Source organism: Nocardioides sp. CCNWLW239 (assembly GCF_037137035.1).
Classification (GTDB): Bacteria; Actinomycetota; Actinomycetes; order Propionibacteriales; family Nocardioidaceae; genus Nocardioides.
The window spans coordinates 582,664-605,025 of sequence record NZ_JBBBNW010000003.1 but is presented as its reverse complement, the minus strand read 5'-3'; the positions used below and the strand labels follow the sequence as shown (position 1 = coordinate 605,025).

General features: G+C 70.0%; 22 protein-coding genes. 1 reads left to right on the top strand and 21 read right to left on the bottom strand.

Annotated features, from left to right (window positions below):
* Window position 1 precedes the first annotated feature (1 nt).
* The 16 genes from WBG06_RS14690 to WBG06_RS14615 form a co-directional block, all read right to left on the bottom strand.
* A complete protein-coding gene (locus WBG06_RS14690; RefSeq protein WP_336737578.1) occupies window positions 2–1,453 on the bottom strand; it encodes an RsmB/NOP family class I SAM-dependent RNA methyltransferase in 1,452 nt (483 codons plus the stop codon).
* Window positions 1,437–2,357, bottom strand: coding sequence for a methionyl-tRNA formyltransferase (fmt, locus tag WBG06_RS14685; protein ID WP_336737577.1), 921 nt, complete (start codon window positions 2,355–2,357; stop codon window positions 1,437–1,439). The genes WBG06_RS14690 and fmt overlap by 17 nt, the downstream gene beginning before the upstream one ends.
* Window positions 2,357–2,902: a peptide deformylase gene (def, locus tag WBG06_RS14680; protein ID WP_336737576.1), complete on the bottom strand. Its 546-nt coding sequence runs from the start codon at window positions 2,900–2,902 to the stop codon at window positions 2,357–2,359. The genes fmt and def overlap by 1 nt, the downstream gene beginning before the upstream one ends.
* Before the next feature lie 55 nt (window positions 2,903–2,957).
* Window positions 2,958–5,027: a primosomal protein N' gene (locus tag WBG06_RS14675; protein ID WP_336737575.1), complete on the bottom strand. Its 2,070-nt coding sequence runs from the start codon at window positions 5,025–5,027 to the stop codon at window positions 2,958–2,960.
* Window positions 5,028–5,144: 117 nt separating this feature from the next.
* Window positions 5,145–6,344 (bottom strand): methionine adenosyltransferase, encoded by a 1,200-nt coding sequence (metK, locus tag WBG06_RS14670; protein ID WP_336737574.1) that lies wholly within the window; start codon window positions 6,342–6,344, stop codon window positions 5,145–5,147.
* Window positions 6,345–6,467: 123 nt separating this feature from the next.
* Complete coding sequence (coaBC, locus tag WBG06_RS14665; RefSeq protein ID WP_336737573.1) at window positions 6,468–7,679, bottom strand: bifunctional phosphopantothenoylcysteine decarboxylase/phosphopantothenate--cysteine ligase CoaBC; 1,212 nt, start codon at window positions 7,677–7,679, stop codon at window positions 6,468–6,470.
* A gap of 68 nt (window positions 7,680–7,747) precedes the next feature.
* Window positions 7,748–8,077 carry a DNA-directed RNA polymerase subunit omega gene (rpoZ, locus tag WBG06_RS14660; RefSeq protein ID WP_336737572.1) on the bottom strand — a complete coding sequence of 110 codons (330 nt, stop codon included), beginning with the start codon at window positions 8,075–8,077 and terminating at the stop codon, window positions 7,748–7,750.
* Window positions 8,078–8,084: 7 nt separating this feature from the next.
* Window positions 8,085–8,720, bottom strand: coding sequence for a guanylate kinase (gene gmk / locus WBG06_RS14655; RefSeq protein WP_336737571.1), 636 nt, complete (start codon window positions 8,718–8,720; stop codon window positions 8,085–8,087).
* Window positions 8,717–9,037: an integration host factor, actinobacterial type gene (gene mihF / locus WBG06_RS14650; RefSeq protein ID WP_336737570.1), complete on the bottom strand. Its 321-nt coding sequence runs from the start codon at window positions 9,035–9,037 to the stop codon at window positions 8,717–8,719. Before mihF ends, gmk begins: the two co-directional genes overlap by 4 nt.
* A 183-nt stretch (window positions 9,038–9,220) precedes the next feature.
* Window positions 9,221–9,670: a hypothetical protein gene (locus WBG06_RS14645; protein ID WP_336737569.1), complete on the bottom strand. Its 450-nt coding sequence runs from the start codon at window positions 9,668–9,670 to the stop codon at window positions 9,221–9,223.
* 126 nt (window positions 9,671–9,796) lie between these two features.
* Window positions 9,797–10,624 carry an orotidine-5'-phosphate decarboxylase gene (gene pyrF / locus WBG06_RS14640; protein WP_336737568.1) on the bottom strand — a complete coding sequence of 276 codons (828 nt, stop codon included), beginning with the start codon at window positions 10,622–10,624 and terminating at the stop codon, window positions 9,797–9,799.
* Window positions 10,621–11,661, bottom strand: a complete 1,041-nt coding sequence (locus WBG06_RS14635; protein WP_336737567.1) for a quinone-dependent dihydroorotate dehydrogenase — start codon at window positions 11,659–11,661, stop codon at window positions 10,621–10,623. Before WBG06_RS14635 ends, pyrF begins: the two co-directional genes overlap by 4 nt.
* Window positions 11,658–14,993, bottom strand: a complete 3,336-nt coding sequence (gene carB / locus WBG06_RS14630) for a carbamoyl-phosphate synthase large subunit (protein WP_336737566.1) — start codon at window positions 14,991–14,993, stop codon at window positions 11,658–11,660. The genes WBG06_RS14635 and carB overlap by 4 nt, the downstream gene beginning before the upstream one ends.
* A 3-nt stretch (window positions 14,994–14,996) precedes the next feature.
* The gene (gene carA / locus WBG06_RS14625; protein WP_336737565.1) at window positions 14,997–16,133 is read right to left on the bottom strand and encodes a glutamine-hydrolyzing carbamoyl-phosphate synthase small subunit; all 1,137 of its coding nucleotides are present in this window, start codon (window positions 16,131–16,133) and stop codon (window positions 14,997–14,999) included.
* Between the two features lie 154 nt (window positions 16,134–16,287).
* The gene (locus tag WBG06_RS14620; RefSeq protein WP_336737564.1) at window positions 16,288–17,259 is read right to left on the bottom strand and encodes an AIM24 family protein; all 972 of its coding nucleotides are present in this window, start codon (window positions 17,257–17,259) and stop codon (window positions 16,288–16,290) included.
* An 85-nt stretch (window positions 17,260–17,344) separates the two neighbouring features.
* Window positions 17,345–17,932, bottom strand: coding sequence for an NUDIX hydrolase (locus tag WBG06_RS14615; RefSeq protein WP_336737563.1), 588 nt, complete (start codon window positions 17,930–17,932; stop codon window positions 17,345–17,347).
* Between the two features lie 156 nt (window positions 17,933–18,088).
* On the opposite strand from WBG06_RS14615, the gene WBG06_RS14610 reads away from it, so the two are divergent.
* Window positions 18,089–18,280 (top strand): type II toxin-antitoxin system VapB family antitoxin, encoded by a 192-nt coding sequence (locus WBG06_RS14610; RefSeq protein WP_336737562.1) that lies wholly within the window; start codon window positions 18,089–18,091, stop codon window positions 18,278–18,280.
* Here WBG06_RS14610 and WBG06_RS14605 read toward each other — a convergent pair.
* The 5 genes from WBG06_RS14605 to WBG06_RS14585 all read right to left on the bottom strand — a co-directional run bounded on the left by WBG06_RS14605 (window position 18,264) and on the right by WBG06_RS14585 (window position 22,359).
* Complete coding sequence (locus WBG06_RS14605; RefSeq protein WP_336737561.1) at window positions 18,264–18,698, bottom strand: hypothetical protein; 435 nt, start codon at window positions 18,696–18,698, stop codon at window positions 18,264–18,266. The two genes, WBG06_RS14610 and WBG06_RS14605, sit on opposite strands and share 17 nt — an antisense overlap.
* Window positions 18,699–18,796: 98 nt before the next feature.
* A complete protein-coding gene (locus WBG06_RS14600; protein ID WP_336737560.1) occupies window positions 18,797–20,419 on the bottom strand; it encodes an ABC-F family ATP-binding cassette domain-containing protein in 1,623 nt (540 codons plus the stop codon).
* A gap of 125 nt (window positions 20,420–20,544) precedes the next feature.
* Window positions 20,545–20,901, bottom strand: coding sequence for a DUF2200 domain-containing protein (locus WBG06_RS14595; protein WP_336737559.1), 357 nt, complete (start codon window positions 20,899–20,901; stop codon window positions 20,545–20,547).
* Between the two features lie 31 nt (window positions 20,902–20,932).
* Entirely contained in the window at window positions 20,933–21,451 is a 519-nt protein-coding gene (locus tag WBG06_RS14590; RefSeq protein WP_336737558.1) for a TrmH family RNA methyltransferase, read from the bottom strand.
* Window positions 21,452–21,597: 146 nt separating this feature from the next.
* On the bottom strand, window positions 21,598–22,359 hold the full coding sequence (locus tag WBG06_RS14585) for a methyltransferase domain-containing protein (protein WP_336737557.1): 762 nt from the start codon (window positions 22,357–22,359) through the stop codon (window positions 21,598–21,600).
* Window positions 22,360–22,362 lie beyond the last annotated feature (3 nt).

Sequence of the window (22,362 nt, the reverse complement as noted above, 5' to 3'; positions counted from 1 at the left end):
TCTACTCCGGCGAGCGGCGCAGCAGGGCCAGGAACATCGCGTCGGTGCCGTGCCGGTGCGGCCACAGCTGGACGGTCCCCGCCATCGGCCCGGCGCTGTCGGGCACCGTGCCGGCGGTCGCGCGGATCGGCTCGAGGACCACGTCGGAGCGGTCCTCGAGCACGCTCTGCACGACGCCCTCGGTCTCGGCCAGAACCGGCGAGCAGGTCGCGTAGAGCACGACGCCGCCGGGCCGGGTCAGGTCGAGCGCGCGGTCGAGAAGGGAGCGCTGGAGGCCGACGAGTACGTCGAGGTCGGCCGTGGCTCGCCGCCACCGTGCCTCCGGCCGGCGCCGCAGCGCACCCAGGCCGGTGCAGGGGGCGTCGACGAGGACCCGGTCGAAGGTGGCGTCCTTGAACGGCGGCTTGGTCCCGTCGCCTGCCACGACGCCGGCGACGCCCTCGACCTGCGATCCGGCCGCGCGGTCGGTCAGGTTGGCGAGGACCAGTCCCGCTCGGTGCGGCTGGCGCTCGTTGGCGACCAGCGCGGCGCCCTGCTGCGCGGCCAGGGCAGCCAGCAGCGCCGACTTCCCTCCCGGGCCGGCACACAGGTCGAGCCAGGACTCCGGCGCGCCGCTGTCGCGCTCGACCTCCGCGTCGGCCAGGGCGATCGCCACGAGCTGCGAGCCTTCGTCCTGCACGCCCGCGCGTCCCTCGGCGACAGCGGCGATCCCCGCCGGAGAGCCGGATTCGAGGGTGACGCCGTAGGGCGAGTAGTCGGTCGGTGCGCCGCCGACCTCATCGACCGTCGCCCGCCCGGGTCGAGCGACCAGCGTGACCGACGGCGGCACGTTGTCGGCCTCGAGCAACGCGTCGACCTGGTCGTGACCGACGGCCTCGGCGAGCCGCTCGACCACCCAGCGCGGATGGCTGAAGGCGACGGCTGCCCACCCGTCGTGGTCCTGCTCCCGCGCGGGCGCGACCTCGGCGACCCACTCGTCCAGGGACTTGCGGGTGACCTTGCGCAGGACGGCGTTCACGAACCCCGCCGGCCCCTGCCCGACCTTCGCGCGGGTCAGGTCGACGCTCGTCGAGATCGCGGCGTGGTCGGGCACCCGCATCGAGAGCACTTGGTGGGCTCCGAGCCGCAGCACGTCGAGCACCTTCGCCTCGACCTTCGCCAGCGGACGGTCGATGCAGGTGGCCAGCACCGCGTCGTAGGTGCCCTGCTGCCGCAGCGTGCCCGAGGCCAGCTCGGTGGCGAAGGCCGCATCGCGTCCCTCCAGCCCGAGGCGGCCGAGGATGTGGGGCAGCACCAGGTTGGCGTAGGCCTCGTCGACCCGCACCGCCTTCAGCACCTCGAAAGCAGCCAGCCGAGCCGGGTCGACCGGCTTCGTGCTGCCCCGAGGTCGTCCCTGCGGTCTCTTACCGGGGCCCGAGCGCCTCCCCCGCTGTGCCCTATTCGAAGCGGACACCGGACTCCAGACGTACGCCACGAGCCCAGTCCGCGGCCGGCATCTCCTTCTTGCCGAAGGCCTTCACCCGACCGAGTCTGACCGCGGTGGAGCCGGTGCCGACGAGCACTTCGTTCTTGCGAACGACCATCTCCCCGGGGGACGCCGTCTCCTCGGTCACCGTGACGGGTCCGACCTTGAACCGCTCGCCGTCGAGCAACGTCCACGCGCCCGGCGCCGGGGTGCAGGCACGGACCTGTCGGTCGATGGCAACTGCGTTCTTCGTCCAGTCGATCCGAGCGTCCTCGACGGTGATCTTCTCGGCGTAGGAGACTCCCTCGGCTGGTTGCTCGCGCGCCTCCAGCGAACCGTCCTCGATCCCGTCGAGGGTGGACACCAGCAGCCCGGCACCACCCGCGGTGAGCTTCTCGAAGAGAGACCCCGACGTCTCGTCGGGTGCCAGCGCCTGGGTCATGGTGCCGAAGACCGGACCCGCGTCCATCGCCTTCACGATCCGGAACGTGGTGGCGCCGGAGATCTCCTCGCCGGCCCAGACCGCACGCTGCACCGGAGCGGCGCCGCGGTAGGCGGGCAGGAGCGAGAAGTGGAGGTTGACCCAGCCGTGCGGCGGGATGTCCAGCGCCGACTGCGGCAGCATCGCGCCGTAGGCGACCACCGGGCAGCAGTCGGGCTGCAGCGCCCTCAGAGCGGCCTGGAAATCAGGCTCTCGGGGGTGCTCCGGCTTGAGCACCGGCACACCCAGCTCCTCGGCCCGCTGTGCCACCGGCGAGGGCACCAGGCGCTTGCTGCGGCCCTGGGCGGCGTCGGGCCGGGTGACGACGCCGACCAGCTCGTGGCGGGAGGCCGCGATCGCGTCCAGGGACGGAACAGCCACCTCGGGCGTACCTGCGAACACGACCCTCATCAGAACCCGAACCCGTTCGTCGCGTGCGGGGAGATCTTCACCTTCGGCTTCTCCAGGCCGAACCACTCCGACTCCCGGATCTCCTTCATCGCGGCCTTGCGCGCCGCCTCGTCGAGGCGGTCGATGAACAGGATCCCGTCGAGGTGGTCGGTCTCGTGCTGGATGGCGCGAGCGAGCAGCTCGGAGCCCTCGATGGTGACCGGCTCGCCGTGCATGTCGAAGCCTCGCGCCACCACCGACAGGGCGCGCCGGCAGTCGAAGGTGAGGTCAGGCAGCGACAGGCACCCCTCTGCCCCGTCCTGGATCTCCTCCGACAGCGTGAGGTCGGGGTTGACCAGGTGACCCACCTGACCGTCGACGTACCAGGTGAAGACCCGCAGGCTCACCCCGATCTGCGGCGCGGCCAGACCCGCACCGGGCGCCTCCAGCATGGTGTCGGTCAGGTCGGCGACGAGCTTGCGCAGCTCCTTGTCGAAGTCGACGACCTCGATCGCTGGCTTGCGCAGCACGGGGTCGCCGAAGAGTCGGATGGGCTGGACTGCCACTGTTCTCCTTGGTGGTCGAGCGTGTCGGGTCCACAATACGTGGGCTGAGCCGTGGTCAGAGCGTCGGCGGATCCACCTGGACCCGCACCGGGTCGAGCTTGCGCGCCGACCGCACCCGCTGCAGCTCTCCGAGCGCCTCGGTGAGCTTGCCGCCGAGAGATCTGGGGACGCGTACGACCGCGCGCAGCCGTGGCTCGCCGGTCGAGGTCGGATCGGCGGGGACCGGCCCCAGCACCTCCGCGCCCGCCGGCAGCGCCAGCAGCGTGAGCGCGTCGTCGAGCGCACCGGGCGTGCCGGTGATCGTAGCCATCCGCGACGCCGGCGGAAGGTGCGCCTCCTGCCGTGCGGACGCCTCCCGCTGCGCGAACCCGGGCTGGTCCCACCGCACCAGCGCCTGCAGCACCGGCAGCGCCGGGTCGCCGACGAGCAGGACCCGTCCACCAGGTCTGACCAGTCCGGAGGCGTTGCTCCAGCGGCGCAGCGCCTCCTCATCCGTGCGCAGATCCGGCCTCCCGAGGAGCAGCCAGGTGTCGAGCAGCAGCACGGCGGCATAGCCGCCGTCGGCGACGGGCTCGGCACCGATCGTCGCGACCACGATCGCCGGTGTGCCCGGCACCGTCTGCTTGACCGCACCGGCCGAGGAGGTGACCACCCGCACGCCGGCGAAGGAACGCCCCATCTCCTCGGCCGTGCGGGCCTCACCGATGATCGGCGCCCGCAGTCCGAAGCCTCCGCAGGCTCCGCACGCCCACGCCGCCTCGACGTGGCCACACCAGGCACACGTCGGCGGCGCGGCCGGTCCGCCGAGCTGCAGCGGGCCCTGGCAGGCCGAGCACCTGGCCGGCGTACGACACCGGTCGCAGGCCAGCGAGGCCGCATAACCGCGCCGCGGGGTCTGCAGCAGGACGGGCCCGGTGGCGAGCGCGGCCCGGATCGCCTCGTGAGCCTCGCGGGGCACCCGGGAGGCCCGGGTGAGCGGGTCCTTCTCGAGGTCGAAGTCGGTGTCGCCGGTGATCTCGATGCTCACCCGCTGCCTGGCCAGAGCGCGGGTCGGGCGGATCTCCTGCGCCCAGCCGGTCTCGGTGAGGAAGCCGGCTTCGACGGTCCGCGCGAAGCCACCGATCAGCGCGGCGGCCTGCTCCTGCTCGGCCCGCAGCAGGAGTACGTCGCGCGCGTGCGGGTAGGGCGAGCGCTGCTCGGCGAGCAGGTCGTCCCCGTCGTCCCAGACGACGACGAGCCCGAGGTCGCGCACGGGCGCGAAGGCTGCCGCGCGGGTGCCGATCGCCACCTTCACCGCACCCCGGGCGACCCGCAGGAACTCCCGATAGCGCGGGGCCGGGCCGGCGTCGGCGGCCAGCACGGCATGCTGGCCCTCGCCCAGCACCTTCGTCATCGCGGTGTCGAGGCGGGCGAGGTCCTTCCAGTCAGGCACGACGACCAGCGCGCCGCGTCCGGAGGCCAGCGTCGCGGCGGTGGCCTGGGCGATCAGGTCGGCGTGATCGGTGCCGGCCGCAGCGTGCCAGACCGCGCGTGGGGAGCCACCGGTCGCCAGGTGTCGTAGGAACGCCGCCGCCGGCTCGTGGCCGGCCCAGGCCGCGGTCGCGGCGGCAGGGTCGAACGTGCGGGGTGCCGGGGCGGCCGGTGAGGGCTCCTTCTCGGTCGACGCGTGCCGAGGCGGCACCGCGAGCCGGAGCACGTCGGCCCGGGGTCCCGCGTAGCGCCGCGCGACCGCCTCGCTCAGCGCGGCCACCTGTGGAGTGAGCACCACCTCGGGGCTGACCACGCGCTTGAGCGGCTGCAGGTTCGCGTGCTCGGACGCCTCCGCCCTCGCCACGACGAACCCGTCGACGTCCTTGCCCCCGAACCGGACCTTCACTCGCACACCCGGCCGCGTCTCCTCGGCCATCGAGGCGGGGACCGCATAGTCGAAGGGACGGTCCAGGTGGGCCATCGGCAGGTCGACCAGAACCTTGGCGACGGGGTCGACCTCGGCGATCTGTGCCTCAGCCGCCTTGCGCGCACGCGTCGCCGCGGCCTTTGCCCGCCCCTCCTTGACCCGGTCGCGAACCAGCCCGGGCAGCTCCAGCTCGGCTGCCCCGGCTGCCTCTTGCGCTCCCCGGATCACAGAGGTCATTCCTACCAGGGGCCACCGACGAAATGCCGAGTCGGCCCGTCTTGACCACAAGCTATGCCGAGTCGGCCCGTCAAGACGGGCCGACTCGGCAGCAGGTGGTGCTGTGGATCAGGCGCCGGCAGCAGCCTTCAGCGCCTCGGCGCGGTCGGTGCGCTCCCAGGTGAACTCGGGCAGCTCGCGGCCGAAGTGACCGTACGCAGCGGTCTTGGCGTAGATCGGGCGGAGCAGGTCGAGGTCGCGCAGGATCGCGGCGGGGCGGAGGTCGAAGACCTCCAGGACGGCCTTCTGGATGTTGGCCTCGGGCACGGTGTGGGTGCCGAAGGTCTCCACGAAGACGCCGACGGGCTGGGCCTTGCCGATGGCGTAGGCGACCTGGACCTCGGCGCGACGGGCCAGGCCCGCGGCGACGATGTTCTTGGCCACCCAGCGCATGGCGTACGCAGCCGACCGGTCGACCTTCGACGGGTCCTTGCCCGAGAAGGCGCCGCCACCGTGGCGGGCCATGCCGCCGTAGGTGTCGACGATGATCTTGCGACCGGTCAGACCGGCGTCACCCATCGGGCCACCGACGACGAAGCGGCCGGTGGGGTTGATGTGGAGCTTGTAGCCGTCGAAGGGAACCGACGACTTGAACTGCTCGAGGACCGGCTCGATGACGTACTTCTTGATGTCGGCGTGCAGCTGCTCCTGAGTGGTCTCCTCGGAGTGCTGGGTCGAGAGGACGACGGTGTCGACGCGGACGGCGCGGCCCTCGTCGTCGTACTCGATGGTGACCTGGGTCTTGCCGTCGGGCCGCAGGTAGTCCAGCGTGCCGTCCTTGCGGACCGCGGTGAGCTTCTCGGCCAGCGTCTGCGCCATCTTGATGGGCAGCGGGAAGAGCTCGGGAGTGTCGTCGCAGGCGTAGCCGAACATCAGGCCCTGGTCACCGGCGCCCTGCAGGTCGAGCTCGTCGACCGAGGTGTTGAGGCGGTGCTCCTCGGCGGTGTCGACCCCCTGGGCGATGTCCTGGCTCTGGGCACCGATGGCGACCTGCACGCCGCAGGAGTGTCCGTCGAAGCCCTTGAGGGAGGAGTCGTAGCCGATGTCGAGGATCTTCTGTCGCACGAGCTGGGCGACCGGCGCGTAGGCGTCGGTGGTCACCTCGCCCGCGACGACGACCAGGCCGGTGGTGAGCAGGGTCTCGACGGCCACCCGGCTCTTGGGGTCGTGCTCGAGCAGATAGTCGAGCACGGTGTCGCTGATCTGGTCGGCGATCTTGTCCGGGTGCCCCTCGGTCACCGACTCCGACGTGAAGAGACGTCCGGTCACGTGTAGCTCCGTTTCACAGGTTCATGTGGATGTTCAGGAAAGTAACGTCAATCTGGTCGACAAACATAGACCCCGAACCCCAGGACCGCAGGGCTGGTCCTCATCGTGGCGCGCGGCGTGTCGTCAGTTTGTATGTTGTTCATCCAGGCGTAAGGCGATCTGGTCCCAGATCACCTCGGCGAGAGCGGACTTCGCCCCCTCCTGCACGTCGACACGACCTCCGTCGGCGCCCAGGATGACCGCCTTGTTGACCTCGCTGCCGAAGACGGCTCCACCGCTGACGTCGTTGACGACGAGCAGGTCGCAGCCCTTCCGCTTGAGCTTGGCCGTGGCCAGGTCGAGCACCGAGCCGGTCTCGTCACCCGTCTCGGCGGCGAAGCCGACCACGATCTGACCGGGCTTGGTCCGGTGGTGCGAGATCTCGGCCAGGATGTCGGGGTTCTGCATCAGCTCGATCGTCGGCGCCGACCCGTCGGCGGCCTTCTTGATCTTGGCCTCGCTCACCCCGGTCGGCCGGAAGTCCGCCGGAGCGGCGGCCATCACCACCGCGTCGGCACCAGCGGCCGCGGAGACCACGGCGTCGCGCAGCTCGGCGGTCGTGCCGACACGTACGACCTTCAGGCCGGCCGGGTCGGGCAGGGTCACGTTGGCGGCGACCAGGGTCACCTCGGCGCCCCGAGCCGCGGCGGCTCGAGCGATCGCGTAGCCCTGGAGGCCCGAGGAACGGTTCCCGAGATAGCGGACCGGGTCCAGGTACTCCCGGGTGCCGCCGGCCGAGACCACGACGTGCCGACCGACGAGGTCCGCCCGGCCGCCGTGAGCGAGGACGGCACGGGAGAGCTCGAAGATCTCGGCGGGCTCGGGCAGCCGGCCCTTGCCGGTGTCCTTGCCGGTCAACCGGCCCTCGGCGGGCTCGATCACGATGTTGCCGCGCTCGCGCAGGGTGGCGACGTTGGCCTGGGTCGCCGGGTGCTCCCACATCTCGGTGTGCATCGCCGGGGCGAACACGACCGGGCAGCGCGCGGTGAGCAGTACGTTGCTGAGCAGGTCGTCCGCGAGCCCGTGGGCCGCGCGGGCGAGCGTGTTGGCGGTCGCCGGTGCGACCACGACGAGGTCGGCCTGCTGCCCGATGCGCACGTGCGGGACCTCGGTGATGTTCTCGAAGACGCCGGTGGCGATCTCCTTGCCCGACAGCGCCGCCCAGGTGGGGGCGCCGACGAACTCGAGGGCAGCGGCCGTGGGAACCACGGTCACGTCATGGCCGGACTCGGTGAACCGGCGCAGCAGCTCGGCCGCCTTGTAGGCGGCGATACCGCCGGCGACCCCTAAGACCACTTTCGGCCGCCGCTCGTCGAGAGCGGCGGCCGGGGTGGTGCTGTTGGTGGACAGCGGAGGACCTGAGATCAGGCGTCCGCGGCCGGCGCGTCAGCGCTGGCGGCCTGAGCAGCGGCAGCCTGGGCGGCCAGCTCGGCGGGGTCGATGTCCTCGCAGGTGAGCAGGTCCTCGTTGATCTCGCGCAGCGCGATCGAGAGGGGCTTCTCCTGGACGTGGGTGTCGACGAGGGGGCCGACGTACTCCAGCAGGCCTTCACCGAGCTGCGAGTAGTAGGCGTTGATCTGGCGAGCCCGCTGGGCGCTGTAGAGAACCAGCTTGTACTTGCTGTCGGTCTTCGTCAGCAGGTCGTCGATCGAGGGGTTGGTCACGCCCTGGGCGTCGATCTGAGGGGCAGCCACGTGAGCCTCACTTGTCGGCTTGGTCGGATTTCTTGCTCGGGAGCCCGAGCGTCATCAAGGCTACCAACTCATCGGCTGCCTGATGAACTTCATGGTTCACGATGGTGACGTCGAACTCCTTCTCCGCCGCCAGCTCGACCCGCGCCGTCTGCAGGCGGCGCTCGCGCTCCGCCTCCGTCTCGGTGCCACGACCGACCAGACGGCGCACGAGCTCGTCCCAGCTCGGCGGGGCCAGGAAGACGAAGATCGCCTCGGGCATGGTCTCGCGCACGAGCCTCGCACCCTGGAGGTCGATCTCGAGCATCGCCGGGCGGCCCTCGGCCAGCGCCTTGTCGACGGGGCCTCGGGGGGTGCCGTAGCGGGCCATGTTGTGGACCGTGGCCCACTCCAGCAGCTCGCCACCGGCGATCATCGCGTCGAACTCCTCGTCGGAGACGAACAGGTAGTGCACCCCGTGGATCTCGCCTTCGCGAGGCTTACGGGTCGTCGCCGAGACGGACAAGAAGACCTCGGGATGGTCGTCGCGGACCGCCGCGGAGACGGTCCCCTTGCCGACCGCGGTCGGCCCGGCGAGGACGACCAGTCGTTTCTCCTGGCCGTCGCCGGCGCCCGTCGTGGTCTTCTCGTCCGTCATCAGACTCATCGCCGAGCGAACTCCTCGACCAACGCGGCCACCTGCTTGGGGCCGAGGCCCTGCACACGGCGGCTCATCGCGATGCCGAGACGCTCCATCATCTGGGTCGCCCGCACCTCGCCGAGGCCGGGGTGGGAGGTCAGCAGGTCGATGACCTTCATCTTGCCGACGACCTCGTTCTTCTTCCCCTCCTCGATGACCTCGGCGACGGTCATGCCGCCCGTGCGGACCTTGTTCTTGACAGCAGCCCTCTCCTGGCGCGAAGCCGCGGCTTTCGCGAGCGCGGCAGCGCGCTGTTCAGGGGTGATGTCCGGAGGCAGAGCCACGAAGACTCCCTTTCACGATCATGTGTAGTCAACAGGGCAACCGGGTCGCGCGGTACAGGGATCGTGCCCCCCGGCTGAGCGCTGAAGTAAGCGCTCGCGCCAATCTAGCCATTACGTTGCCAGCGCGGCAATCGGGGTCGCCTATCTGGTGTCCAACTGGTTCACATCGGGTTCGCATCCGGCTCACAGGGTCAGCGAGGTGTGACACACGTCCCGGGCTTGCTGCTGGACGCGTACGGACGCCTCCTGTGTCTTCGTGCTGCTCACCTTCGTGGCCGCGTCGGCGATCTTCTTCGCCTCGGCGTCGGAGACACCCTCCGGCGGCTCACCGTTCTCGAAGTCGTCGGCACTGACACCCGCGTCCGCCAAGGCGTCGCTGAGCCCGGAGATCGCGTCCGTGAGCGTCTTCCAGTCCTTCTTGATGTCGTCGGGGGCGTTGCGCTCGAGGTCCTCGAAGGCCGGCAGAGCGGCGATCAGGCCGCTCGTGCCGCCCTCCCCCAGCGTGTCCGTCAGCTCCTGCTGGTGACCCTTCAGCGTCTCGCAGTAGTCGTCGATCGGGTCACCGCACGAGCTCAGCGACGTGGCGAGGATTGGTACGACGAGGAGCTGCGCGGCCATCCGGAGACTGGTCATCGGGCTAGTTTGTCAGGTACCGGGGTGGGCGGTTGGTCTAGGTATGCAGCGAAACCGTCGCTCCCCAAGCGGAACTCCGCACGGGAAGCGACGGTTCGTCTGCATACCTAGATGAACCGGCAGCCGTCAGCCGAGCTCGTCGCGCAGCCGCAGCGCCTCGTCGCGCAGGGCCCCCACGTCCGGGCCCTTGCGGAGAAGCCCGCGGCTGGTGCTGGCCACCACGTTCGCGTTGGCGGCGCCGAAGATGCGCGCGAGGTCGCCCGGGGTGCCGCCCTGCTCACCGAAGCCCGGGGCCAGGATCGGGCCGTTGAACCCGAAGTCGTACGCCACACCCGCACCGTCCGCGCCGTCGATCGTCGCGCCGACGACCGCACCGAAGGAGCCCAGCGGCGTCTCGGACTCGTTCAGCCGGCGCAGGTGGTCGAGCATGACCCGGCCGACGCTGCGGCCGTCCTCCACGGTCGCGTGCTGCACCTCGGGGCCCTCCTTGTTGGAGGTCAGGGCGAGCACGAACAGCCCGGCATCGAACTTCGTCGCCGTCTCCACGAACGGCGTCAGCGAGCCGAACCCCAGGTAGGGGCTCACCGTCACCGCGTCGGAGCCCAGGGGGCTGGCGGGATCGAGATAGGCGTCGGCGTAGGCCTGGCTGGTCGAGCCGATGTCACCACGCTTGATGTCGAGCAGCACCAGCGCACCAGCGGCCTTCGACTCGGCGATGACCCGCTCCAAGACCGCGATGCCACGCGAGCCGAAGCGCTCGTAGAACGCGCTCTGCGGCTTCACGACCGGGACGTGGGGGGCCAGACCCTCGACCGCGGTCAGCGCGAACCTCTCCAGGCCGGCGAGGTCGTCGTTGAGCCCCCAGTCGAGGAGCAGCGAGGCGTGCGGGTCGATCCCGGCGCAGAGCCTCCCGCGCGCCTCGAGGGCGGCGGCGTAACGAGCACCGAATGTCATCGAGCCACCCCGTTCGCGATCCGGCGGGCGTAGAGCGGGCCCTCGTAGATGAACCCGGTGTAGCCCTGGAGCAGGTCGGCACCGGCCGCGAGGCGCTCGCGGGCGTCCTCGACGGTGGCGATGCCACCCACCCCGACGAGGGTCATCTCGGGGCTGACCCGGCTACGAAGCAGCCGCAGGACGTCGAGCGCCCGCGACTTGAGCGGTGCGCCCGACAGACCACCGGCACCGGCCGCGGTGATCTCGGCCGGGGCCGAGGCCAGGTGCTCGCGGCCGATGGTGGTGTTGGTCGCGATGATCCCGTCCAGGCCGATCGCACTGGCCAGGTCGGCGACCTCGACGACGTCGGAGTCGGCCAGGTCGGGGGCGATCTTGACCAGCAGCGGGACCCGGTGCTTGGTGACCTGGTCGGCGATGGAGCGGACGTGCTCCAGCAGCGGCTGCAGCTTCTCGACCGACTGCAGGCTGCGCAGACCGGGCGTGTTGGGCGAGGAGACGTTGACGACCAGATAGTCGGCGTAGGGCGCCAGCAGCCGTGCCGACTTGGCGTAGTCGGCCTCGACGGCGGCCTGGTCGTCCTCGGGCACGAGCTTCGTCTTGCCGATGTTGATGCCGAGGATCGGGCCACCGGTGGCGGTGCCGCGCCGCTCGAGGCGGCTCGCCAGCCGAGCGGCGACCGCCTCGGCGCCGTCGTTGTTGAACCCCATCCGGTTGATCACGGCACGGTCGGCGGTCAGCCGGAAGAGCCGCGGCGCCGGGTTGCCCGGCTGGCTCTCGCCGGTGACGGTGCCGATCTCGACGTGGCCGAAGCCGAGCCCACCCAGGGCGTCGATCCCGACGGCGTTCTTGTCGAAGCCCGCGGCCAGCCCGATCACGTTCGGGAAGGTGAGCCCCATCGTGTGGACCGGGGTCCCCGGCGTACGTGCCTTGGACAGCGCCGGGCCGGCAGCCCGGATCGCGGCGAAGGCCTGCTGGTGGGCCCGCTCCGGATCCGTCTTCGTCAGGACCTTGTCGAACAGCGTCCGATAGGCCCTCACTTCGCGGACACCCCACCGTCGTGGTGGCCGACCACGTCACGCCACTCCTGCAGGCTGCGAACGTCGATCTCACCACGCCGCAGCGCCTCGATGCCCTGCACCGCGGCCCCCAGGCCCTGGACCGTCGTGATGCACGCGATGTTGGAGACGATCGCCGCGGTGCGGATCTCGTAGCCGTCCATGCGTGCCGACTTGGCGTTGGAGGTGCCGTTGGGCGTGTTGATGACCAGGTCGACCTCGCCGTCGAGGATCCGCTCGACCGTGGTCTTCTCGCCGTCGGGACCGGTGCCGGCGGAGTGCTTGCGCATCACCCTGGAGGCGACGCCGTTGCGGCGCAGCACCTCGGCGGTGCCCTCGGTCGCGAAGATCTCGAAGCCGTGGTCGGCGAGCACCTTGATCGGGAAGATCATGGTGCGCTTGTCGCGGTTGGCCATCGACACGAAGATCCGGCCCTGCGTCGGCAACGGTCCGAACGCGCCGGCCTGGCTTTTGGCGAAGGCGCGCCCGAAGTCGGAGTCGAGCCCCATCACCTCGCCGGTGGACTTCATCTCCGGCCCGAGCACGGTGTCGACCTGCTGGCCCTCCGGGGTGCGGAACCGGTTGAACGGCATGACCGCTTCCTTGACCGCGATCGGCTGGTTCGGCGGCAGCGCTCCCCCGTCGCCGGTGGTCGGCAGCACCCCGGCCGTACGCAGCTGGGCGATCGACTCGCCGAGCATCACCCGGGCCGCGGCCTTGGCCAGCGGCGTCGCGGTCGCCTTGGAGACGAACGGGACGGTGCGGGAGGCGCGCGGGTTGGCCTCGATGACGTAGAGCACGTCGGAGCCGAGGGCGTACTGGATGTTGAGCAGGCCGCGTACGCCCACGCCTTCGGCGATCGCCAGGGTGGCCGCGCGGATCCGCTCGACCTCCGCCGCGCCGAGGGTGATCGGCGGCAGCGCGCAGGAGGAGTCACCGGAGTGGATCCCGGCCTCCTCGATGTGCTCCATCACGCCGCCCAGGAACAGCTCGGTGCCGTCGTAGAGGGCGTCGACGTCGATCTCGACCGCGTCGTCGACGAACTTGTCGACCATCACCGGCTTGTCCGGGGTGACCTCGGTCGCCGCCTCGATGTAGGAGCGCAGGGCCTCGTCGTCATAGACGATCTGCATGCCGCGGCCACCGAGGACGTAGGAGGGGCGCACCAGGACCGGGTAGCCGATCTCGGCCGCGATCTCGCGAGCCTCGTTGAACGTGGTGGCCATCCCGTGCTTCGGCGCGACCAGGCCGGCCTTGGCCAGCACCCGGCCGAAGGCACCGCGCTCCTCGGCGAGGTGGATCGCCTCGGGGCTGGTGCCGACGATCGGCACGCCGTTGTCCTTGAGCGCCTGCGCGAGGCCGAGCGGCGTCTGACCGCCGAGCTGGCAGATCACGCCGACCACGGGACCGGCCTGCTGCTCGGCGTGGACGATCTCGAGGACGTCCTCCAGGGTGAGCGGCTCGAAGTAGAGCCGGTCGGAGGTGTCGTAGTCGGTCGAGACCGTCTCCGGGTTGCAGTTGACCATCACGGTCTCGTAGCCGGCCTCGCTCAGCGCGAGAGAGGCGTGGACGCAGGAGTAGTCGAACTCGATCCCCTGCCCGATCCGGTTCGGCCCGGAGCCGAGGATGATGACCGCTTCCTTCTCGCGCGGCGCGACCTCGGTCTCCTCGTCGTAGGAGGAGTAGTGGTAGGGCGTACGCGCCTCGAACTCGGCCGCACAGGTGTCGACCGTCTTGTAGACCGGGCGGATGTTGAGCGCATGGCGCACGCCTCGGACCACGTCGGCGGTCATGCCGCGCATCTTGCCGAGCTGGTAGTCGGAGAAGCCGTGGCGCTTGGCGTAGCGGAGCACGTCGGCGGTCAGCTCGGGCGCCGCGATGATCTCCTGGGCGATCTCGTTGATCAGGAAGAGCTGGTCGATGAACCAGGGGTCGATCTTGGTCGACTCGAAGATCTCCTCCGGCGTCGCGCCGGAGCGGATCGCGTCCATGACCCGCTTGAGCCGGCCGTCGGTGGGGGTCTTGATCTCCTCGAGCAGCGCAGGCTTGTCGAGCTCGACGATCTCCTGGGTCCAGTCGAAGACCGCCTCGGGCTTCTCCAGGCTCCGCAGCGCCTTCTGGAGCGCCTCGGTGAAGTTGCGGCCGATCGCCATCGCCTCACCCACGCTCTTCATGTGGGTGGTCAGGGTGGTGTCGGCGCCCGGGAACTTCTCGAACGCGAACCGCGGGACCTTGACCACGACGTAGTCGAGGGTCGGCTCGAAGGACGCGGCGGTCGAGCCGTTCGGCCCGGCCGTGATGTCGTTCTCGATCTCGTCGAGGGTGTAGCCGATCGCGACCTTGGCGGCGATCTTGGCGATCGGGTAGCCGGTCGCCTTCGAGGCCAGCGCACTCGAGCGGGATACGCGCGGGTTCATCTCGATGACGATGATCCGGCCGTCGGCCGGGTTGACGGCGTACTGGATGTTGCAGCCACCGGTGTCCACGCCGACGGCGCGGATGATGCCGATCGCGAGGTCACGGAGCTTCTGGTATTCGCGGTCGGTCAGCGTCATCGCCGGAGCGACGGTGATCGAGTCGCCGGTGTGCACGCCCATCGGGTCGAGGTTCTCGATGGAGCAGACGATGACCGAGTTGTCCTTGCGGTCACGCATGACCTCGAGCTCGTATTCCTTCCAGCCGAGGATCGACTCCTCCAGGAGCACCTCGGTGGTCGGGCTGGCCGCGAGACCGGCGCCACCGAGGCGCCGCAGGTCGGCCTCGTCGTAGGCGAAGCCCGAGCCCGAACCACCCATGGTGAAGGACGGCCGGATGACCAGCGGGTAGCCGAGCACCTCGGCACCGGCGAGCAGATCGTCCATCGAGTGGCAGATGACGGACTTCGCGCTCTCGCCGCCGAGCTCGGCGACGATCTGCTTGAACTGCTCGCGGTTCTCACCGCGCTGGATCGCGTCGATGCTCGCGCCGATCAGCTCGACGTCGTACTTCTCCAGGATCCCGCGCTCGTCCAGCGCCACCGCGCAGTTGAGCGCGGTCTGGCCACCGAGGGTCGCCAGCAGCGCGTCGGGGCGCTCCTTGGCGATGACCTTCTCGACGAACTCCGGGGTGATCGGCTCGACGTAGGTCGCGTCGGCGAACTCCGGGTCGGTCATGATCGTGGCCGGGTTGGAGTTGACCAGGACGACCCGGATCCCCTCCTCGCGCAGCACGCGACAGGCCTGGGTGCCGGAGTAGTCGAACTCGCAGGCCTGGCCGATGACGATCGGGCCGGAGCCGATCACGAGCACGGACTTGATGTCCTCGCGCTTGGGCATCGCTCAGACCTCCTTCGCCATGAGAGAGATGAACCGGTCGAAGAGGTAGGCGGCATCGTGCGGGCCGGCCGCTGCCTCCGGGTGGTATTGGACGGAGAAGCCCTTGAGCTTCCCGGTCTCGGCGTCCTTGAGCTCGAGGCCCTCGACGCAGTCGTCGTTGAGGTTGACGTGGGAGACGGTCGCGATGCCGTAGTCGGTCTTCGTCTCCTCGCCGATCGGGGCGTCGACGGCGAAGCCGTGGTTGTGGGCGGTCACCTCGACCTTGCGAGTGGTGAGGTCCATGACCGGCTGGTTGATCCCGCGGTGGCCGTACTTGAGCTTGTACGTCCCGAACCCCAGCGCACGGCCGAAGAGCTGGTTGCCGAAGCAGATGCCGAAGTAGGGGATGTTCTCCGCCAGCGCCTGCTTGAGCAGCTCCACCTGACCGGTGGTCGCGGCCGGGTCACCGGGACCGTTGGAGTAGAAGAGCCCGTCGGGCTTGGTCGCCAGGACGTCCTCGAGGGTCGCGGTCGCCGGGAGCACGTGCACCTCGATGCCGCGCTCGGCCATCCGCTCCGGGGTCATCTCCTTGATGCCCAGGTCGAGGGCCGCGACGGTGAAGCGCTTCTCGCCCTGGGCCGGGACGACGTACGCCTCGGCGGTGCTGACCGCGTCGGAGAGGTTCGCGCCGCTCATCTCGGCGGAGGCGAGCACCTTCTTCAGCAGGGCCTCGGGGTCGGTCTCGACCGTGGAGATCCCGACGCGCATCGCGCCGCGCTCACGCAGGTGGCGGGTCAGGGCGCGGGTGTCGATCCCGCTGATGCCGACCACGGACTGGTCGCGCAGGTCGTCGTCGAGGCTGCGCTGCGCGCGCCAGTTGGAGGAGACCCGGGCGGGGTCTCGGACGACGTAGCCGGCGACCCAGATCCGACGCGACTCCGGGTCCTCGTCGTTCACGCCGGTGTTGCCGACGTGGGGCGCGGTCATCACGACCACCTGCTGGTGGTAGCTCGGGTCGGTCAGCGTCTCCTGGTAGCCCGTCATACCGGTGGAGAAGACCGCCTCGCCGAAGGTCTCACCCTCGGCACCGAACGACTCCCCCCGGAACGATCGACCATCCTCGAGTACGAGGAGTGCTTCTTTGTGGGCATGCAGCGGCACGCCGTACCTCCTTCTCCGCCTCACGGGACGGTGCTTAAAGGATGTCGGTCAACTTGCTGGTGACAGTATCAAGCAGATGCCGGTTGATGGCAGTTGGCGTCCGCCGCGTACGCCACCATGTGACGTACGCGGCAGTCTGCCCCTCGAGTCAGGCTCAGCTGTGCGAGTGCGGCGGGACGACGCCGCCCTCGGCCGGCTGCACGATGACGAAGCCGGCGCCCTGGAAGGCCACCTGGAACGCCTCGCCGCTGCCGCGGCCGACGAGCGCACCGGCGGTGAACGACTTCTGCAGGCTGGTCTGCAGGCCGAGCGACCACCCGACGACCGCGTTGGTGTCGGTGAAGGTCGGCGCCTCCGCCGCATTGAGCACCACCGGGTCGCCCTGCGTGGTGACCGCAACCCACCCGGTGCCGCGCAGGGTGGTGTTGAAGAGGCCGCCGGTGAGCATGCCGGCGCCCTGGACGCGCTCGATGTTCCACTGCAGGCCGCCGGAGAAGGCGAGCACGTGGTCACCGTTGATCGAGATGCCGGAGTTGTTCAGCCGGAGGATGTGCACCTCCTTGGCCGCGTCCGCGAGGAAGACGTCGCCCTGACCCTCGACCCCCATCAGGCTGAGGCCCTCACCGGTGACGGCCTTCTTGAGGAACTTCCCCATGCCCCCGCTCTGGTACTTGAACTGCACATTGCCCTGGTAGGCCACCATCGAGCCCTGGCGGGCCTGGAAGGGCTCGCCCACGCGTACGCGCAGCATCCTCTTGTTCTGCAGCACCGCGCCATCGCCGTCGATCTCGGCGAAACGACCGTCGATCAGGTCGCCCGAGATTCCCGCGAACGGGTCTCCAGCGGGCTGCTGAGCCTGAGCGGGCTGCTGCCCGTACTGGGCCTGCTGGGCCTGCTGGGCCTGCTGGGCCTGGGCGTTGTCGCCGTATCCGGCGTGCGCGGACTGCGCAGCCTGCACCGATCCGACCTGCGTCGGTGCCTCCTGCTCCACGGTGGCCTGTGGTGGCGTCAGGGGCGCCGTCGACTGCTGTCCGCCGGTGGACACGTGCTCGGTCCACTGGCTCCCGTCGTAGTAGCGAAGCTCGGCCTGTCCGGTCGGGTCCGGGTACCAGTTCGCGTCCGTCATCTCTTACCCCTGCGTTCACGGACCCACATCGGTCCTTCTCGACTCCATCCTGGCATGCGGATGATGTCGAGGTCCCGAGCAGGACTCAGGCTCCGAGGGTCTTCAGCTTGTCGAGCATCCGGCCCAGGTGCGGATCGAACCGGCCCGGGTCGGCGGCGCGGAGCTCGGCGGGCGTCCACCAGCGGACTCCGGCGTACTCCCGCTCGTCCGCCCTCAGCGGGTCGTGACGGTCGTGCGCCAGGACGAACCAGAGGCTGACGTCGGTGTGCGGATCCGGGCGATCGAGCCGGGTCGTGGTCACGGTGAGGAACAACGGGCGTGGCCCGAGGCCCGGGTGGAACTGCGCCTCCACACCCAGCTCCTCGACGCACTCCCGGCGCACGGTGTCGGCCGGGTTCTCACCCGGCTCGACGTGACCTCCCGACGGCAGCCACAGGCCCGACTTGCGGTGGTCGCCGAGCAGGATGTGGCCGCTCACCGGGTCGACGAGCAGGAAATAGGAGACCAGGTGCTTGGCCGGCTCTGTGGGCGCGCTGCTGCGCCGGAACACGTCGTCGGTCACACACAGCCATGCCGACGCGTCGGCGATGTGGCCGCTCTCGACCGCGTCCATCGGCTCGATCGAGTCCACCATGACGGTGATGTCGGTCAGCAGTCGGTCCTCCGGGCTCATGGTCCGGCAGCATAGAGGCGAGCCCCGACACCGTCGGTCGACCTCGGACCAGGTGAGTGCGACACGATGTGACGGTTGTCCCAGGTCATTGCGTTGCATGGTTGTGCACCGCTAGCGTTTCGCTGTTTCATCCGGATTTCCGTGCGGGGGTACGCCATGACCGAGACGTCGATCAGCATCGATGAGGAGCTGTTGGCCGAGGCGAGGAAGATCGCCGGTACGACGACCAACCAGGCTGCGATCGACCACGCGCTGCGTGACATGGTCGAGCGCGAGGCCGCCTCGGTGGCGTTCGACCGGATCGTCGAGCGTGAGCTGGGCGAGTCGAAGGTCACGCTGGAGTTCTGAGCTCGCCGAGCGCGTCCAGCGGGATCGGCCAGAAGTCGTCGTCGGTCGCCAGGTGGACGACGGTGAGCGGCACGGATGCGACGGCGCAGGCTCCGTAGAGCTCGGCGGCGTTCTTCCGGTCCGAGCGGTTGGGTGGGCCGCCTCCCGGACGGCACAGCAGGAACTCGACCCGCTGGAAGCCCAGCTCGTCGATCAGACCGTGCAGCATCGCGGCGACGTCAGCAGCGCCGTCGTCACCGATCTCCCTCGGCACCTCCTCGATCTGGCACAGCTGCGGCAGCGGCACCCCGTCGGCCCCGACGAACATGAACCACAACCGGGGCTCGGGCCAGCCGAGCGGGTTGATCAGATGTCGCCAGGCGGCCTCGAGGTCGGTCTGGGTGCGGAGAACCGGGGCGTACGGAGTGTTCTTGGTCATGGGTCCACCGCATCACGGCCGACCGAGGCGAACAACGGCGTTCACCCCGCCTGTGGATAACGCTGCTCATCCACAGGCGTTCGCCTGCAACTGGCCCGTCACGGCACGATCCGGTGCTCCGGACCCGACCAGCGCCGGCGCAACCAGCGGTCGTGGGAGGCGACGATGACGGTCCCCGGCGTGAACCCGATCGCCTCCTCCAGCTCTCCCGCCAAAGTGAGCGAGATGTGGTTGGTGGGTTCGTCGAGAAGCAGCAGGTCCGGGCCGGTCGCGATGGCGATCGCGAGGTCGAGCCGGCGTCGCTGGCCGACGCTCAGCGCTCCGACCGGCCGGTTGAGGTCACGCGGATGGACCAGGCCCAGGTCACGTAGAGGCGCCTGGCTCGCCAGCACCTCTCCGACCGACTCCCGGTAGACGTCCGCGACCTTGCGGCGCAGGTCCCCGAACTGCGGGTCCTGGGTGAGCTCCTCGACATGCCGGGCGCCGACCTGGACCTCGCCGGAGGTCGGCTTCACGCGACCGGAGATCACCCCGAGCAGCGTCGACTTGCCGCTGCCGTTGGGTCCGGTGATCAGCAGGTGCTCCCCCGCCGTGACGTCGAGGATCGGCAGGCGGACCCGGTCTCCGACGACCAGGTCACGGACCACGACCATCCGGCCGGTGCCGCCGGCAGCCGACAGCGCCGCATTGAGCCGCAGGGGCGGAGGCGGCTTGCGGACCTGGGTCTCCTCGGCCTCCTCCAGACGCCGGTTGGCATCCTTCTTGCGGCGGGCGAGGGTGCGTTCGACGTTGCTGCCCTTGAACTTGTAGATGAACTTGTCGTTGTCGGTCGGACCACGGTTGTGGGCGATCGCGTCGTTGCCGATCCTGGTCGCGGCACGGAGTCGTTTGAGCTCGTCCTGCTGTTCGGCGTACGTCTGCTCCCACCGTTCGCGGGCCGCCTTCCGGGCCTCCTCGTAGTCGCTCCAGCCACCACCGAAGAGCCGGCCGCCGGCACCGTCCGTGCCGAAGGCGGTCGGGTCGAGGTCGAAGAGTCCGGTGGCGACCTCGTCGAGGAAGACACGGTCGTGGGAGGCCATCAGGACGGTGCCCGGGAGATCGCGCAGGAACTCGCCCAGCACACCGACTGCCTCGTCATCGAGGTGGTTGGTCGGCTCGTCGAGCAGCAGGGCGTCGGGGCGCCGGGTGATCGCGGTCGCCAGCGCCAGCCTGGTCCGTTGCCCGCCGGAGAGCGTGCTGATGGGCCGCTCCCGGTCCAGTCCGCTCAGGCCGAGGCGCTCCGCGGCGAGCACGGCCCTCCGGTCGGCGTCCCACGCATCGTGGGCGACCGCGAAGTCGAGCGCGCTCGCGTACGTCTCGGCGGACTCGGGATCGTCGAGACGGTCGGCGAGCGCCTCGACCGTCGCGACGGCGTCGCGGAGCGGGCGGAGAGTGGTGGCGAGGACGTCCTCGATGGTCGCCGCATCACGGAACGGCGGCTCCTGAGGCAGCCAGACGAGGTCGTCGGGGGTCTCGATGGTGCCTGTGCACTGGGCGCTGCGCGGAAGATTGCGTGCGATAGCGCGGAGCAGTGTGGACTTGCCGGCCCCGTTCTCCCCCACGAGGGCGATCCGCTCGCCCGGGGAGACGGTGAGGTCGATCCCGGACAGGACCGAGCCGCTGCGGAAGGAGACGGAGAGGTCGCGGACGACGACTGGTCCGGAGACGGTGGAGAGAGACATGAGCGCTGGCCTTCGGGTTCGAGGACGACCCGCCGGGCAGGTGCCGCGGCCGCGGGTCGGAGGTCAGCTCAGGATCTTCATGATGAGAGGAGAATACGCGGTGGACGGCTGCCCAGTCCAACCGATTACGCGGGTGCGCGCAGGATCTTGTCCATGGCCTTGCCCTTGGCCAGCTCGTCGACGAGCTTGTCGAGGTAGCGCACCTGGCGCATGACCGGGTCCTCGATCTCCTGGACCTTCACGCCACAGACCACGCCGGTGATCAGGTCGGAGGCCGGGTTGAGCTCGGCGGCGGCGAAGAACTCCTCGAAGCTCGTCTTCGCCTCGATGTGCTGGGCGATCGCCTCGTCGTCGAACCCGGTCAGCCAGGTGATCACCTGGTGCAGCTCCGCCGTGGTCCGGCCCTTCTTCTCCACCTTCGTCACGTAGTGCGGGTAGACGGAGCCGAAGGGCATCTTGTAGACGCGCTCGAGGTTATCCACGCTGTGGAGCCTAACCCGGTCCGTCGAAGCGTCACGACAGCCCCGCCAGCCGGTAGGCGACCAGGCTCCCGGCGACCGCGACGTTGAGGCTCGCGCCCCAACCGACCATCGGGATCTCGATGCACTCGTCGACCTCGGCCAGCACCTCGTCGGGCACCCCGTGGTGCTCGTGGCCGAGCAGCAGCACCGTTGGCTCTCGCGCCGGCATCAGCCGGGGCAGCGGTGTCGCGCCGTCCGCGAGCTCGACGGCGACGATGCGCTTGCCGGAATCGCGCTGCGCCGCGATCCATGCGTCCTTGCCGGGCGTCACCCAGTGAACGCACGGCCGTCGTCCGCGCAGCGTGTCGCCGACCTGGAGCGCGTCGAGATAGTGCCTGGTGCGCGGTACCGCCAGGCATGCGCCCACCGCGTCGCAGGTGCGAAGCAGCGTGCCGAGGTTCGCGTCGTAGGCGACCCACAGCGGCGCCACGACGAGATGGTCCCAGCAGGAGTGGCGACCAGGTCGGCGCCTGGCCCGCAGCTCGCGAGGCTTGGTCTTGGCGCCGCTCATCGGCGCGGCACGGGGGCTCCTGACACGATCATCACCAGGCACCTTTCAGCGGCGGTGCCGAGCCATCGACGTACGACTGTTGCACGGCGAGCATAGCCCTCTCCGGCCTTCGCCAGAAGGCAGTTTCCGGCTGCGCCGCTCGTAGGTCAGGCTGGGCGCTCCGCGACGAGCTGATACATCCCGCCCACACGCACGAACGGCTCCTGGTCGCACAGCTCGCGCTCGAGCTCGAGGAGCCGGTCGAAGTGGGCCGGGTCCTGCTTGGCGGCGTCGTCGGTGAGGAGGTCGTTGGCGATCCTGGTGCCGAACCGGCCGGTCAGGCGGAGTCCCGCGTCGGCGAGCTCTGCCTCGAGGTCGGGCATCGGGACCTTGCGTACGTCGTGGGCGAAGGTCACCGCATGCTTCGTGTCCGCGTGCAGCTCGATGAGCGCAGCCTCGGGACCGCCGGTGACCAGCTGCCGCAGCACCATGCTCGCCGGGTTGGGAACCATCACCGAGAGCCGGCCGCCGGGGCGGACGGCGGCCGCCAAGCGGCGTACGTCTGAGGCGTCGGCGGGGCGGTAATGGAGCACGAAGTGGCACAGCACCAGGTCCCACTCACCCTCGGGCAGGTCCTCGACTCCACCGACGAGCGTGGTCAGCACAGCACCCGCCTCCGCTGCCCGACGCTTCGCCTCGGCCAGCCAGGACTCCGACGGATCGACGATCGTGACCTCGTGCCCGGCCAGCGCCAGCGGCAACGCGTCCATCCCGTCGCCGCCTCCGACGTCCAGGACCCGCAGACTCTCCCCCAGCTCGGCGCACTGGCGCCGCAGGACCTCCTCGACCACCGTGTAGCGGATCCGAGCCCACGGGGTCTCGGTGTAGGCGCGCCACTGCGCGAGCTTCTCGGAGAAGACGTCGGTCATGGC